The organism is Streptomyces sp. NPDC012827 (assembly GCF_042900905.1).
Taxonomy (GTDB): Bacteria; Actinomycetota; Actinomycetes; order Streptomycetales; family Streptomycetaceae; genus Streptomyces; species Streptomyces gulbargensis.
In genome coordinates this window covers 582,192-595,979 of the sequence record NZ_JBIBBY010000002.1, presented here as the reverse complement: position 1 = coordinate 595,979, position 13,788 = coordinate 582,192, and the positions used below count along the sequence as shown (strand labels likewise).

Annotated in this window: 15 protein-coding genes; 6 read left to right on the top strand and 9 right to left on the bottom strand. The window is 75.3% G+C overall.

The annotated features are described in order from the left end of the window. Positions 1–82 precede the first annotated feature (82 nt). Both ACFY60_RS06180 and ACFY60_RS06175 read right to left on the bottom strand, forming a co-directional pair. Positions 83–1,540, bottom strand: a complete 1,458-nt coding sequence (locus ACFY60_RS06180; RefSeq protein WP_388609362.1) for an aldehyde dehydrogenase family protein — start codon at positions 1,538–1,540, stop codon at positions 83–85. Positions 1,541–1,599: 59 nt separating this feature from the next. After that, positions 1,600–2,472 (bottom strand): helix-turn-helix domain-containing protein, encoded by an 873-nt coding sequence (locus tag ACFY60_RS06175; protein WP_388609363.1) that lies wholly within the window; start codon positions 2,470–2,472, stop codon positions 1,600–1,602. A 309-nt stretch (positions 2,473–2,781) separates the two neighbouring features. On the opposite strand from ACFY60_RS06175, the gene ACFY60_RS06170 reads away from it, so the two are divergent. Continuing rightward, the gene (locus tag ACFY60_RS06170; protein ID WP_388609364.1) at positions 2,782–3,309 is read left to right on the top strand and encodes an ATP-binding protein; all 528 of its coding nucleotides are present in this window, start codon (positions 2,782–2,784) and stop codon (positions 3,307–3,309) included. Between the two features lie 77 nt (positions 3,310–3,386). Here the strand turns inward: ACFY60_RS06170 and ACFY60_RS06165 are convergent, their stop codons facing one another. The 5 genes from ACFY60_RS06165 to rpmG all read right to left on the bottom strand — a co-directional run bounded on the left by ACFY60_RS06165 (position 3,387) and on the right by rpmG (position 5,569). Beyond that, entirely contained in the window at positions 3,387–3,599 is a 213-nt protein-coding gene (locus tag ACFY60_RS06165; protein WP_309053168.1) for a DUF397 domain-containing protein, read from the bottom strand. Between the two features lie 145 nt (positions 3,600–3,744). Then, on the bottom strand, positions 3,745–3,984 hold the full coding sequence (rpsR, locus tag ACFY60_RS06160) for a 30S ribosomal protein S18 (protein WP_388609365.1): 240 nt from the start codon (positions 3,982–3,984) through the stop codon (positions 3,745–3,747). A 3-nt stretch (positions 3,985–3,987) separates the two neighbouring features. After that, the gene (locus ACFY60_RS06155; RefSeq protein ID WP_388609367.1) at positions 3,988–5,115 is read right to left on the bottom strand and encodes a CobW family GTP-binding protein; all 1,128 of its coding nucleotides are present in this window, start codon (positions 5,113–5,115) and stop codon (positions 3,988–3,990) included. Continuing rightward, positions 5,115–5,396, bottom strand: coding sequence for a type B 50S ribosomal protein L31 (locus tag ACFY60_RS06150; protein ID WP_388609369.1), 282 nt, complete (start codon positions 5,394–5,396; stop codon positions 5,115–5,117). Before ACFY60_RS06150 ends, ACFY60_RS06155 begins: the two co-directional genes overlap by 1 nt. 8 nt (positions 5,397–5,404) lie before the next feature. Further along, the gene (gene rpmG, locus ACFY60_RS06145) at positions 5,405–5,569 is read right to left on the bottom strand and encodes a 50S ribosomal protein L33 (protein ID WP_044382365.1); all 165 of its coding nucleotides are present in this window, start codon (positions 5,567–5,569) and stop codon (positions 5,405–5,407) included. Positions 5,570–5,632: 63 nt separating this feature from the next. On the opposite strand from rpmG, the gene rpmB reads away from it, so the two are divergent. Together rpmB and rpsN are read left to right on the top strand one after the other, a co-directional pair. Next, positions 5,633–5,869: a 50S ribosomal protein L28 gene (rpmB, locus tag ACFY60_RS06140; protein WP_388609371.1), complete on the top strand. Its 237-nt coding sequence runs from the start codon at positions 5,633–5,635 to the stop codon at positions 5,867–5,869. Beyond that, positions 5,869–6,174 (top strand): 30S ribosomal protein S14, encoded by a 306-nt coding sequence (gene rpsN, locus ACFY60_RS06135; RefSeq protein ID WP_388609372.1) that lies wholly within the window; start codon positions 5,869–5,871, stop codon positions 6,172–6,174. Before rpmB ends, rpsN begins: the two co-directional genes overlap by 1 nt. 83 nt (positions 6,175–6,257) lie before the next feature. Here rpsN and ACFY60_RS06130 read toward each other — a convergent pair whose 3' ends face one another. Beyond that, positions 6,258–8,318 carry an FUSC family protein gene (locus tag ACFY60_RS06130; RefSeq protein WP_388609374.1) on the bottom strand — a complete coding sequence of 687 codons (2,061 nt, stop codon included), beginning with the start codon at positions 8,316–8,318 and terminating at the stop codon, positions 6,258–6,260. A gap of 195 nt (positions 8,319–8,513) precedes the next feature. Continuing rightward, positions 8,514–9,647, bottom strand: a complete 1,134-nt coding sequence (locus ACFY60_RS06125; RefSeq protein ID WP_388609375.1) for a DUF2786 domain-containing protein — start codon at positions 9,645–9,647, stop codon at positions 8,514–8,516. A gap of 169 nt (positions 9,648–9,816) precedes the next feature. On the opposite strand from ACFY60_RS06125, the gene ACFY60_RS06120 reads away from it, so the two are divergent. From ACFY60_RS06120 to ACFY60_RS06110, 3 genes are all read left to right on the top strand, one after another. Further along, positions 9,817–10,740 (top strand): ABC transporter ATP-binding protein, encoded by a 924-nt coding sequence (locus ACFY60_RS06120; protein ID WP_388609377.1) that lies wholly within the window; start codon positions 9,817–9,819, stop codon positions 10,738–10,740. Then, complete coding sequence (locus tag ACFY60_RS06115; RefSeq protein WP_388609379.1) at positions 10,734–12,848, top strand: FtsX-like permease family protein; 2,115 nt, start codon at positions 10,734–10,736, stop codon at positions 12,846–12,848. Before ACFY60_RS06120 ends, ACFY60_RS06115 begins: the two co-directional genes overlap by 7 nt. Before the next feature lie 183 nt (positions 12,849–13,031). Then, positions 13,032–13,595, top strand: a complete 564-nt coding sequence (locus tag ACFY60_RS06110) for a GNAT family N-acetyltransferase (RefSeq protein ID WP_388610192.1) — start codon at positions 13,032–13,034, stop codon at positions 13,593–13,595. Positions 13,596–13,788: the final 193 nt, after the last annotated feature.

The following is a 13,788-nucleotide window of genomic DNA, read 5'->3' as shown; positions in this document are numbered from 1 at the left end:
TCTTCGACAACGACCACGCTACGGGCCAATGAGGACAACTGCTGTCCTCATAGGCGGACTTCCGGCGATTCTCCCCGGCCGCTCAGAAGGGGAAGCGGCTGCGGCCGTGCTGGACGGAGATCCACTTCTGGGTCGTGAAGGCGTCCACCGTCGCCTCGCCGTTGAGCCGGCCGAGGCCCGAGTGCTTCTCCCCGCCGAAGGGGACGATCGGCTCGTCGTGCACGGTGCCGTCGTTGATGTGAATCATGCCGGTGCGGACGCGCCGCGCGAGCCGTACACCGCGCTCGACGTCCCCGGTGTGGACGGCGCCGCTGAGCCCGTAGGGGGTGTCGTTGGCGATCCGTACGGCCTCGTCCTCGCCGTCGAAGGGGACGATCAGGGCGACGGGGCCGAAGATCTCCTGGTGGAGGACGGGGTCGTCGGCGGCGATGCCGGTGAGGACGGACGGAGAGACCAGGTTGCCGTCGGCGGTGCCGTGCAGCAGCGCGGTCGCGCCGCCCCTGATCGTCTGCTCGACGATCGAGGAGACGGCCTCGGCCTGCTGGGAGTTGATGAGCGGGCCGATCTGGGTGGCGGGGTCGGCCGGGTCGCCGACGCGCAGCGTCCGCACCTTCGCCACGAACTTCTCGGTGAACTCCGCCTCCACCGAGCGGTCCACCAGGATGCGGTTGGCGGCCATGCAGACCTGGCCCTGGTGCACGAAGCGGCTGAAGACGGCCGCGTCCACCGCGTAGTCCACGTCGGCGTCGTCCAGGACGATCAGGGCGCTGTTGCCGCCGAGTTCGAGGACCGCGCGCTTGAAGTTCCGGGCGCAGACGGTGGCCACGTGCCGGCCGACCTTGTCGGAGCCGGTGAAGGAGATGACCTGGGGCACCGGGTGGGTGAGGAGCGCGTCGCCGATCTCGGCGATGTCGGTGACGACGACGTTCAGCACACCGGGCGGGAGCCCGGCCTCCTCCAGGACCTTGGCGACGAGCGTGCCGCCGCAGACCGGTGTGTTCTGGTGCGGCTTGAGGACGACGGCGTTGCCGAGCGCGAGGGCGGGCGCCACCGACTTCACCGAGAGGAAGAAGGGGAAGTTGAAGGGCGATATGACGCCGACGACGCCGACCGGGACCCGGTAGACGCGGTTCTCCTTGCCGTCCACCGGGGAGGGCAGGATCCGGCCCTCCGGCCGGAGCGCCAGCTGCATCGCCTCGCGCAGGAACTCCTTCGCCAGGTGCAGCTCGAAGGCCGCCTTCAGCCGGGTGCCGCCCAGCTCCGCGACGATCGTCGCGGAGATCTCCTCCTCGCGGTCCTCGATGATCCGCAGCGCCCGCTCGAAGACGAGCCGGCGCGTGTACGGGTTGGTCTCCGCCCACGCGGTCTGCGCGCGCTCGGCGGCGCGGTAGGCCCGGTCCACCTCACCGGCCGTGGCCACGGTGATCGCGGCGAGCTTCTCCCCGGTGTACGGATTGAAGTCGATGATGTCCCACGACCCGCTGCCGGGCTTCCACTCGCCGTCTATGTACTGGTGGGCCAGGTCGGTGAAGTGCGACATGGATGGGGACCCCTCTACCTGCTCCGACGCGACTGATGTGGCGTCATCGTACTGACGAGTCAGGAGAGTTGAAGAAGCCCGCGCAGGAGGTCGCGACTTTCGGCCGGATCCGGACTGTCCGCCCGCAGCCGCTCCATCACGCGCTCGTACTGGGCGACCTCCTCGCGCTTGTCGAGGTAGAGGGCGCTGGTGAGCTGCTCCAGGTAGACGATGTCGGAGAGGTCCGACTCGGGGAAGCTGAGGACGGTGAAGGAGCCGCTCTCCCCCGCGTGGCCGCCGAAGCCGAAGGGCATGACCTGGAGTGTGACGCCGGGGTGCTCGGAGACCTCTATGAGGTGCCGCAGCTGCTCCCGCATGACCGAGCGGTCGCCGTACGGGCGGCGCAGCGCGGCCTCGTCGAGGACGGCGTGGAACTGTGGGGCGCGCTCGGAGACGAGGACCTTCTGGCGTTCCATCCGGAGCGCGACGCGGCGGTCGATCTCGGCGGCCGGGGCGCCGGGCATGCCCCGGCTGATGACGGCGTGCGCGTAGGCCTCCGTCTGGAGCAGGCCGTGGACGAACTGCACCTCGTAGACGCGGATGTGGGAGGCGGCGCCTTCCAGGCCGATGTAGGTCTGGAACCATCCGGGCAGCACGTCGCCGTAACTGTGCCACCATCCCGCCAGGTTGGCCTCGCGGGCGAGGCCGAGGAGGGCTCCGCGCTCGGACTCGTCCGTGACCCCGTAGAGCGTCAGGAGGTCCTCCACGTCCCTGGACTTGAAGCTCACCCGTCCCAACTCCATGCGGCTGATCTTGGATTCGGACGCGCGGATCGAGTACCCGGCCGCCTCACGGGTGATGCCGCGCGATTCACGCAACCGCCTCAGCTGGGAGCCCAGGAGGATGCGCCGGACGACGCTCCCGTTCGCTCCGCCCGATTCGCCTGCGGTCACGGTTCCAGCCTCCCCTTCACGGTGACGAGCCCCCGTCGAGCCCCGGATTCTGCCATCAAACGCTTCAGCCCGTACACAGCCGGTTACGGAAGGCGGTGGCGGATGGCGTGAACGGGGCACCGTACCGCGCCGCCGGGCACAGAAGATTTGGCCCGGATTCACCACAGCTTCGGACAGGTCCGGCGCGTGCACGTGCATCTGCCCTTGCATACCGTGGGCGCATTCGGAACCATGGCCCGTGCGCAGCCGCGTACTCGTTCGTGTTGTCGTGTTGTCGCACCACAGTCGCGATTCCCGGGAGTGCCTCGCATGGGGACGAATGGATCGACCGTGCTCGAGCCGTTACGGCAGGGCCTTCCGCCGATCGATCCCGGCGCCGTCTCCACCTCCGCCTCCTGCGCCCTGCCCGCGCGGTACGAGGCCGTGCGCGGGGCCCGGAAGTTCACGAGCGCGACCCTCGACCGCTGGGAGATGAGCGAGCGCTTCGACGACGTGGCCCTGGTCGTCTCCGAACTCGTCACCAACGCCCTGCGCCACGCGCTGCCCGCCGACGCCGCGCACGACGAAGGCCTGAACCCGGCGGTGCGCCTGCATCTGATGCGGTGGGCCTCCCGGTTGGTGTGCGCGGTGCGGGACCCCAGCCGGGAGAGCCCGGAGGCGCGCGACGGCGAGGAGGACTTCGCCGCCGAGTCGGGCCGCGGGCTGTTCCTGGTGGAGTCGTTCAGCGACAGCTGGGGCTGGCACCCGCTCGCGGGCACGCTCCAGGGCAAGGTCGTGTGGGCGCTGTTCCGCATCGGACCCGAGCAGCAGGCCGTTCCCGGACCCCGGCTGCCCTGAGGCCGGCACGGACCCCGGTACGAAGGAAGGGCCCCGGCGCTCCACGGCGCCGGGGCCCTTCGTCCGTACCGGGGTCCTCAGACGAGGTGGTCGAACTCCCCGTCCTTCACACCGAGGAGGAGCGCCTCGATCTCCGCGGGCGTGTAGACGAGCGCCGGCCCGTCGGGGAACCGCGAGTTGCGCACGGCGACGTCTCCCCCGGGCAGCTTGGCGAACTCCACGCACGATCCCTGGGAGTTGCTGTGCCTGCTCTTCTGCCAGACGACATCGCGCAGCTCCGTGGCCGCCATGCCGTTGTACGCGTGGTGCGCCTGGTGCACTGGTAGCTCCCCGAGATGCGTTGGTGCAGGACTCAACTTCCTCGGATCATAGCTGTGTTCACATGCGGATGCAGGGGCAGATGCACGTGCACGCAGGCTGTAGCGGGGGTGCGACTCAGCGTGCTACCGACGAGTACGGCAGGAGGGCCATCTCCCGCGCGTTCTTCACGGCACGGGCGATCTGCCGCTGCTGCCGGGCGCTCACGCTGGTCACCCTACGGCTGCGGATCTTGCCGCGGTCGGAGACGAACTTCCGCAGCAGATCCGTGTCTTTGTAGTCGATGTACGTGATGCCGTCCCGGTCCAGCGGGTTGGGGCGCGGCTTCGGGGGCTTGCGGGGGGACGTGCGGGACACGGTTCAGACCTCCAGGAGGGTGTCGAAGTCGGACGCCAGCGCCCGCCAGGCCTCACGGCCGGCCGCGTACTCGGCGTCGGTGAGCAGGCAGGAGCCGAGGACCTCGGCGAGGCCCTCGCGGTCCAGGCCGGGCGAGGTGAAGACGAGGTGCTGGCAGCGGTCGCCGTGTTCCGGGTGCCAGTCGAGGGCGGCGGCCGCGCGGCGGACCGGTGGCACCATCTCCCAGGCGGCGTCGGGCAGCGAGGCCAGCCAGGGACCGGCGCTCTCGACGCAGAGCGCGCCGCCCGCCGCGTCCCAGGCGAGCAGGGTGTCCGGCTTGTCCGCGAGCCAGAAGCGGCCCCGGCTGCGGGCCGCCGCGCAGGTCAGGTCCTCCAGGGCCGCGTACAGCCGCCCGGGGTGGAAGGGCCGGTGGTGACGCCAGACGAAGGTGGCGACCCCGCTCGCGTCGGCCTCCTGCGGCAGCAGGGCGCAGGCCGGGTGCTGGGCCGCCGCCGCCGCCTCGACGTCGAAGCCGGCGAAGGCGGCCGCGGCGAGCTCGTCGCCCTCGACGGGGACGCGACGGGCGGTGGGGTGGAGCTGGGCGAGGAGCGCGCGGTCCTCGTCGTCGGCCTCGGGGCTGTCCACGACGGCCAGGACCGGGGCGTACTCCAGCTGGCGGGCCCAGGTGTCGGCGACCGTGCGGCGGTCGGTGGCGGCCGCGGCGAGCCCGGCGTCGGCGAGGTCGTCGCCGTTGCCGAGGTACGGAAGGACCAGGGCCGGGTCGACGGCGGTGATCACGGCGGTGAGCCGGAGACCGGCCGCCGCGACCACCTCGGCCATCGCCTTGGGCTCGACGGAGTCCCAGAGTTCGACGACCGCGAGCCGGGTGAGGCCGGCGTCGCGCAGCCGCTCCAGCTCGGGGACGAGGTCCTCGCGCAGGGCGCAGCAGGCGCAGTCGTTGACGAGCGGGGTGTCGTCGGTGGACAGCACACCGGTGGCGTCCCGGACGACCCGGGCGACGGTCCCCGTCTCCGGGGCCGTCGCGAGGTCGTGGTGGAGCGCCACGCTGCCGGGGACGGTGGCGAGGAGCCGGTCCACGGCGGCGCGGCGGGCGTCGGAGTGCAGTCCTGCGACCAGGGCGACGGACAGCATCAGCGGGCTGCCTCGGCCGGGGAGCCGGGGCGGGGCCCACGCTTTCCGTAGCGCTTCTCGAAGCGCTCCACGCGGCCCGCGGTGTCGAGGACGCGCGCGGTGCCGGTGTAGAAGGGGTGGCTCGCCGAGGAGATCTCGACGTCGACGACGGGATACGTCTCGCCGTCCTCCCACTCCACGGTCTTCCCGCTCGTGAGGGTGGAGCGGGTGAGGAAGGCGAAGCCGCCGGCCTTGTCGCGGAAGACCACGGGCTCGTACGGGGGGTGGATGCCGGGCTTCATGGGGTGGTTCAGCGCTCCTCTCGGAAGTCGACGTGACGGCCGGCCACCGGGTCGTACTTGCGGAGGGTGAGGCGGTCGGGGTCGTTCCTGCGGTTCTTGCGGGTGACGTAGGTGAATCCGGTACCTGCGGTGGACCGGAGCTTGATGACGGGACGGAGCTCGTTGCGGGCCATGCCGTGTAGAGTAAATGAAAATGAATCCCATTACCAATGACTCTGTGGAGAGGTAGGTCACCCTTGTCCGCCCACTGCCAGCTGACCGGCGCCCAGCCCGGATTCGGCAACCGGATCTCGCACTCCCACCGCCGCAGCTCCCGCCGCTTCGACCCCAACATCCAGCGCAAGCGCTACTGGCTCCCCAGCGAGGGCCGGTACGTCCGGCTGACGCTCAGCGCCCGCGCGATCAGGACCGTGGACGCCATCGGCGTCGAGGCCGCCGTCGCCCGCATCCGCGCCCGGGGGGTGAAGGTCTGATGGCCAAGCGCAGCAAGATCGCCCGCAACGAGCGGCGCAGGACGGTCGTGGCCCGGTACGCCGAGCGGCGCGCCGAGCTGAAGGAACTCATCCGGCGCCCCTCCACCCCGGCCGACGTCCGCGAGGCCGCCGTACGCGAGCTGAGCCGCCAGCCGCGTGACGCGAGCGCGACCCGGGTCCGCAACCGCGACGCGGTCGACGGCCGCCCCCGGGGCCATCTGCGGAAGTTCGGCCTCTCCCGGATCCGGGTCCGGGAGCAGGCGCACGCGGGATTCCTGCCCGGGGTGCGGAAGTCCTCCTGGTGAGGTGAGCCGGGGGGCCGTCGGGGCCCGGTCGCCGGGCGCGTTCCGGGCGCGGGGGGCGCGTTCCGGGCGCGGGCCCGGGCGTCTCAGCTGTCCCGCAGCGCCCCGGACAGTGCGCCCAGCGCCTCCAGGAGCAGGCGGGCCGCCTTGCGCAGGACCGGGTCCGGCACCTCCGTGTCCCAGGACGCGAGCGTGCGCCGCAGTTCGTCCCAGTCGGGTTCGCGCCGCTCCCGGACCGCCTTCGCGCCGCGCTCGGTGACCCGGCGCAGGGCCTCCGCGAGGCGGGCGGCGGCGGGGAGCGGCGGGGCGCCGGGGTCCGGAAGGTGCGCCTCCAGGAGCATCGCGGCCCGCCCGAACTGCGCCAGGGCGTGCCCTGCCTCCTCCGCCACCGCGTGCGACAGGCCCCGGTGCCGTACCGGCTCGTGGGTGGCCCGCGCCACCGCCTCCTGCCACGCGACCCGCGCCGCCCGGGTGTCGAGCAGCGCCGCGCGTACGGCGGGCCCGGGCGCCCCTGCCGGGTCGGCGTACCGGGCCGCGACCGCCGCCGCGTACCGCCCGGCCGCCGCCAGCCAGTCCGCGAGCCGGCCGCGCAGCCGGGGCGTCTCCCAGGCCGGGTAGACGGCGTACGCCAGCATGGCGAGGAGCCCGCCGAGCAAGGTCAGCAACACCCGCTCCCGTACGGTCTGGGTCGGCCCCTCCCCCACCATGCCGAGCAGCAGGACGACGTACGCGGCGACACAGACCTGCGCCACCGCGTAGCCCGTCCGCATCAGCAGGTACATCCCGAAGGCACACAGCACCGCGAGGGCGGCGGAGGTGTACAGACCCGGGTGCGCCGCCCGCACCACCCCCGTCGCCAGCGCCACGCCGACCAGCGTGCCGCCGAACCGCGCCACGGAACGTGCGTACGTCTGCGTGAAGTCCGGGCGCATCACCATCACCGAGGCCATCGGCGCCCAGTAGCCGTGGCCGAACGGCAGCGCCGTGCCGAGGAGGTACCCGGCCGCCGTGACCGCCGAGACGCGCAGCGCGTGCCGGAGGACCGGGGAGCCGGGGCGCAGTTCGGCACGGACCTGCGCGAGGACGACCGGCACGAGCCGCACCAGGGTGGGGCGGGTGAGGGTGGCGGGGTGGTGCGGCGGCCGGGCGCCGGAGGTCTCCGTGCGGGGCTCCGCCGTCTCCAGGACGTCGCCGAGCAGGGCGGCGAGGCGGAGCGCGGCCCGGCGCGGCGGGCCGGAGAGGATCGCGCCGGTGTCCGGGGTGCGCAGCGCGGCGAGCGCGGCCCCCGGCAGGGCGACGGGCTCGCCGTGCCGGATCGCGTGCGCGGCGGCGTCCAGGACCGTCGCCGCCGCGCCGAGCAGCTCCCGCACCCGGTCCCGCTCGCGGCCCTCCGCCGGGACCCCGACCGCCGGATCGGCCAGCGAGGCCAGCACCGGGCGGATGCGCTCGGCCAGGCCACGGGCCCCGTGCAGCTCCGCCGGCCGGCGGCGGGCCTCCCGGGGCGTGACGGCGGCGGCGCTGCGGGCCGTCATGAGCGGTACGGGGTCGAAGGCGGCCACCGGGTCGTGCCGCAGGCGCCGGGCGTAGTCGGCCTCGGCGGCGAGCGCGTCCGCGAGGGCGTCGCGCTGGGGGCCCCAGCGGCGTACGGGCAGCAGGACGACCAGGAGGGCCTGCACCACCCCGCCCGCGAAGATCACGGCGGCGTGGCCCGCGGCGGTGGCGACGGAGGTCGGGAGGGTGACCGTGACCAGCATCATCGCCACGTTGGAGGAGGCGATCAGGCCGGCGGTGGGGCCGGCCGCCCAGGCGAGGCCGGCCAGGAACGTCCAGAGGAGCAGGAGGACGAGGAACGCGAGGGTGTGGGCACCGGTGAGGTAACCGGCGAAGGTCGAGACGGCGAGGCTCGCCCCCGAGGCGAGAGCGAGGGTGGGGCGGGGCCGCCAGGACCGCTGGAAGGTGGCGATCGCCGCCTGGAAGGCCCCGAAGGCCGACGACACGGCGACGGCCGGCCCGAACAGCGCGAGCGCCACCCCGACGACGAGCGCGAGCCCGAGCGCCCCCCGCGCGGCCACCAGAGGTTCGAGCCGCCGCCGCTCGACGGCGAACCCGGAGCGGGCGGTCTGCTTCAGGGCGCGGAGCCAGCTCATGGCCCGAGCGTATCCAGACGGGGGTCGTATCAGACATTTCGGCCCGCCGGGGCGGTCACCGGGGCAGTCGCCGGGGCGGTGGCCCTCGGCCGGCCCGGGCCCGGGCCCGGGGGTCCGGGCGGTGGACCGGCCCCCCCGGGCCTGCGGCGGGGTCCCGGTCACCGGTCCCGCCGCGCCGGTGCCAGGGGCCCGGGCCTACGGCAGAGGGGGCCGGCCCGGGTGGAGGCCGGCGCGATCGGCGGCGGTGGCGCCGTGGTTCCAGCCGGCCTCGTCCCAGGCGGCGCGGACGCGGGTCGTGCGGGTCTCCGGGAAGAGCTGGTCGGTGCGGGCCGCCACGGCCACCTCGCGGCTCGCGAGGGCCGGGAGCAGGGACGGCGTCTCGGAGGCGACCCGCCGTGACGTCGCCGACAGCCGCGCGCCGAGCCGGTTCGCGTACGCGAGCAGGAACGACTGCCGGAAGGACTTCGTGCGCTTGCGGCCCGCCGCCCGCTGCTCCGCCTCCGCCCGCGTCATCGCGGTCGTCCCCTGCACCAGCAGCGAGGTGTAGAGGAGTTCCACCGGGTCGAGGTCCGCCTCGAAGCCGATCACCGTCGAGAAGCCGTACGCCTCGTTCCACACCGCCCGGCAGTGGTTCGCCGTGGCCACCGCGTCCAGCAGGATCGCCTTCGCCTGCTCGTACGGCGGCTCCACCCCGATCCGGATCGCGCCGGGCGTCTCCGGGGAGGGCGCGCCCGCCGCCAGGGAGGCCTCGTCCAGGCTGTGCCGGGCCATCAGTTCCTGCGCCTTCGCGGTGAGCGCCTCCGCCTCCTCCGGGTAGCCGGTCGCCTCGGCCTTCGCCAGCAGCGCGCGGATGCGGGTGAGCATCCGGGGCTCCCCGGCCGCGGCGGGCGGCAGGACGTCACCCGGCACCGGCCCGACCGCGTCCAGGCGCGGCAGCCGGACCAGCAGCCGGTACAGCTCCAGGACGGCCGTCGCGTACGAGAAGCGGTCGGCCGTCCGGTCCGGCGGCTCCCACTCGTCCAGCTGGGCCCGCCAGCGGCGCGGGAGCGCCCCGTACCGGGCCGTCTCCTTCGCGATCAGGCCGGAGAGGAGACGGACGTGCCCGTCCGACAGCTCGCGCCGTGCCACGCGCGCCAGGTCCGCGGGCTGCCAGCCGCGCTCCCACAGCGACCGTACGAACTCCTCGCCGCGCCGCGCGAGTTCGGCGTCCGCGCCCGGGTCGGCGGCGAGCAGGGACGCGGCCGTGTCGAGGGAATCGTCGTCCCGGGTGTGCAGGGCGGCCCGCAGGGCCTGTGCGACGGTGGTCGCCTCGGTGCGCCCCTCCGACATGGCTGTGCCTCCTCCGGCGGTCCTGTCCGCCTCGGCTCGATGGTCTCAGGCGGCGGGGGCGCGGGCACCGGGCGGGCCTCGGAGGGGGCCCGGGGGTAGGCCTGGCCCCACCCCCGGGACGCCCGGCAGTGGTCGTGATCGGGACCGGCCGAAACGGTTCGCTGGAGCCATGACCACCACGCCGACCACACCCGCCACACCCGCCCCCTCGGCCCCTGGCGCCCCCGGCACGCCCGCCGTGCCCGTGGCCGTACGGCTCCGGGGACTCGTCCGGCGGCACCGGGACGTCCGCGCCCTCGACGGCGTCGACCTCGATCTCGCCACCGGCACCTTCACCGCCGTCATGGGCCCGTCCGGCTCCGGCAAGTCCACCCTGCTCCAGTGCGCGGCCGGGCTCGACCGGCCGACGGCGGGCAGCGTGGAGGTCGGCGGCGTCCGCCTGGACGGGCTGGGCGAGCGGCGTCTGACGCTGCTGCGGCGGGACCTCATCGGTTTCGTCTTCCAGTCCTTCAACCTCCTCCCCTCCCTGACGGCCGCGCAGAACGTGGCCCTCCCGCTCCGCCTCGCCGGCCGCCGCCCGTCCCGCCGCGCGGTGCGGGAGGCGCTGGCCCGCGTCGGCCTCGCCGGGCGGGAACGGCACCGGCCCGGCGAGCTGTCCGGCGGGCAGTGCCAGCGGGTGGCCGTCGCCCGCGCCCTGATCGCCCGGCCGGCCGTGCTCTTCGCCGACGAGCCGACCGGGGCGCTGGACTCGACGGCGAGCCGTGAGGTCCTGGACCTGCTGCGGGCCCTGGTCGACGGCGACGGACAGACCGTCGTCATGGTCACCCACGATCCGGTGGCGGCGGCCCGCGCCGACCGGGTCGTCCTCCTGGTCGACGGGCGGGTCGCCGGCGAGCTGCGGGCACCGACGGCCGGCGCGGTCGCGGCCCGCCTGGCCGCACTGGAGAGCACCGCGGCGACCCAGCCGGAGCGGGCCGGGGCGGGCCCGGGGAAGGGCCCCGGGGGAGGCACCGGACAGGACCCCGTCGCCGTCGGAACCGCCGGCGCCGGTTCGCGCGTCACCACGGGAGCGGTGGAGGGCGCGGAATGCTGAGCGTCGCCGCCGCCGGGCTGCGCGCCCGCTCGGCCTCCCTCGCCGGCGCGTTCCTGGCCCTCGCCCTCGGCGTGGGACTGCTCGTGGCGACGGGGCTCGGGCTCTCCGCCACCCTCCGGGCGCCGGACCGCGCCCCCGAGCGGTTCGCCTCCTCGCCCGTCGTCGTCCAGGGGCAGGACCGGCTCACCCTGCCCGTCCGGCGCGGGCCGGACACCGCGTCCGTCTCCCGCCCGCTCGACCGTCCACAGCCTGTGGACAGCGAACTGTTGCGCGAGCTGCGCGCCCGCTGGACCGTCACCGCCTCCGGCGGCCCCGACGCCGTGGGCGTGGACGCCCCCGCCGCCGACGTACGCGCCCTCGTCGGCGACCGCGCCCAGGTCCTCACCGGCGCCGACCGTCGCCGCGCCGACCCCGGCCACACGGCGGACGCCGAGGCACTCACCGGCCTCAACGCCCTCCTCGGCACCTCCGGCGGTGTCGCCGTCTTCGTCTCCGTCTTCACCGTCGCCTCCACCTTCGCCTTCGCGGTGGCGCTGCGGCGCCGCGAGTTCGGCCTCCTGCGCGCGGCCGGCGCCACCCCCGGACAGGTCCGCCGGCTGCTCCTCACCGAGGCGGCGGCGGTGGGCACGCTCGCCTCCGCGACCGGGTGCGTCCTCGGCTCCCTCGGCGCGCCCGTCCTCGCCCGGACGCTGGTGGACCAGGGCCTGGCACCCGCCTGGTTCACGGCCGGCGACGCCGCCTGGCCGTACCACCTGGCCTTCTGGGCGGGCCTGGCCGTCGCCCTCACCGGGGCGGCCGCCGCCTCCCACCGCGCCGGGAGGACCGGCCCCACGGCCGCCCTGCGCGAGGCGGACGTCGACGCCGGTGTCCTTCCCCCGGGCCGGGCGCTGCTCGGTGCGGCGCTGCTCCTCACCGGGGCGGGACTGCTCCTCCACACGTACGTCACCGACCCGTCCGCGCTGCTCAAGCGCAAGACGTACACCACCCTCCCGATGCCGCTCATCGGCGGCACGGCCCTGCTGGCACCGCTGCTCGTCCGGCCCCTGACCCGCCTGCTGCCGGCGGGCGGGGCGGTCGGCACGCTCGTACGGGAGAACAGCCGGGCCGCCGTGCGGCGGACCGCCGCCGTCGCCGCGCCCGTCCTGGTGGCCGTGGCGCTGGCCGGGACGCTGTTCGGTTCGGCGGCGAGCGTGACGCGGGCGAAGGCCGTCGAGGCGCGGGAGGCGACGGCGGCCTCGTGGGTGGCGACGGGCGAGCGGCTGCGGCCGGTCGCCGCCCCGCCCGGGACGACGGTGTCCGCGTCCGGGGCGACCACCGTCTTCGTACGGGACGGGGCCGAGGCGGTCGTACGGTACGGGGCCCGGGCCGTCGACGACCCGGCGGCCTTCGCCGAACTGGCCCGGCTCCCGGTCGTCGCCGGTGACCTGCGGGACCTGGACGACCGGTCGATCGTCGTCCACGAGGAGTTCGAGCACCGCCGGGTCGGCCGGTCCGTCGACGTGTGGCTGGCCGACGGACGGGGTCCGGTACGGCTCAGGGTGGCGGCCGTCCTCGCCCGCGGCACGGGTGGCAACGGGCCCTACGTCACGCGGGCCAACGCCCCCGGCTCGGCCGTCGACCGCGTCGAGGCGGGCGGCGGTGACGGGGCGGCGGTCACGCGCGCGCTGGCGGCGAGCGGCGGGCGGGTCACGACCGTCGCGGCGCGCACGGCCGCCGACCACCCGGCGAGCAGCCCGCAGGCGCGGGCCGGCCTGGCCCTGGTCCTCGGCATCGCCGTGGTCCACACGCTGATCACGCTCGCCACCACACTGCTCATGGCGACGTCGGTACGCGGCGGGGAACTGTCCTCGCTCCGGCTGGCCGGCGCCACCCGGGCACAGACCGTGCGGGTCGTGGCGGGCGAGGCGCTGTTCGCCGTGGCGATCGGGACGGTCCTGGGCCTGGCGGTGACGGCGCTCTGCCTCGGCGCCCTGGGCGCCGGCCTGGCCGCCCTGACGGCCCCGGCCGCCCTCGCCCCGCCGTGGACCGCGGTCGGCGCGGTGGCCGGGGCGTGCGCGCTGGTCGCGGTCGCCGCGGCGGCCCTCCCCGCGTGGCGCCTCACGCGCTGAGCGGCCATGGTGGGACACGGGGCGGTGACCGGGGTCGGAGCCGGGTCACCGCCCCGCCCCGTGCGCTCCCCCGCCCCCGCCCCGCTCGTGCGGCGGGGATCCGGCGCCCCTGGTCACCGGCGGTGAGGGGGTGGGAGGATCCGACCGCCGGACAGGCAGGAGCACGACCGTGGAGGGGTGACCGTGTACGCGACCCGGCTGGGAGACGACGGGGCGGAGCTGCGTCCGCTCGAACCGTGGCAGGCCGGGGAGTTCCTGGCGCACATGGACCGGGGGCGGGAGTTCATCGGCGCGCGCAACGGGCTGCCGGACGTCGTGAAGGACCTGGAGTCGAGCCGGGCGTTCCTGCGGGCCTACGCGGAGAAGGCGGCCGCCGACACGGGCCGCATCCACGGCATCTGGCTCGACGGCACCCTGGTCGGCGCGGTCATCCTGCGCACCCTCGACGTCTCCGCGGGAGTGGCGGAGGCGGGCTGCTGGCTCGAACCGGCGGCGGTGGGGCGCGGGTTGGTGACCCGCGCGGCGCGCGAGCTCATCGGCTGGGCGATCGAGGTGCGGGGCGTCCACCGGGTGGAGTGGGTGGTGTCGGCCGACAACGAGCCGAGCATCGCGGTGGCCCGGCGGCTGGGCATGAAACGGGACGCCGTCCTGCGGGAGAGCTACCACTACCGGGGCAGGCGGGTGGACGAGGAGGTCTGGTCGGTCCTCGCCCCGGACTGGCTCGCCGCCGCGCCGCGACCCCGCTGAGAAGCGGCCCCGGCGCGCCCTTCGGGTCACCGGGACCGGGCGCCCGCCGAGGGGCCCGCGTCGGAGGCGCTCGGGCGGCCGGCCGGCGACCCGCGCCCGCTGCCGCGGCACAGCCCCGTCCCGGCTCGCCCCGGCCCCACCCGCCCGGCGGCGCCTGAGCGGTGCTGTCAGTGGCGGGTGCCACACTCGCACC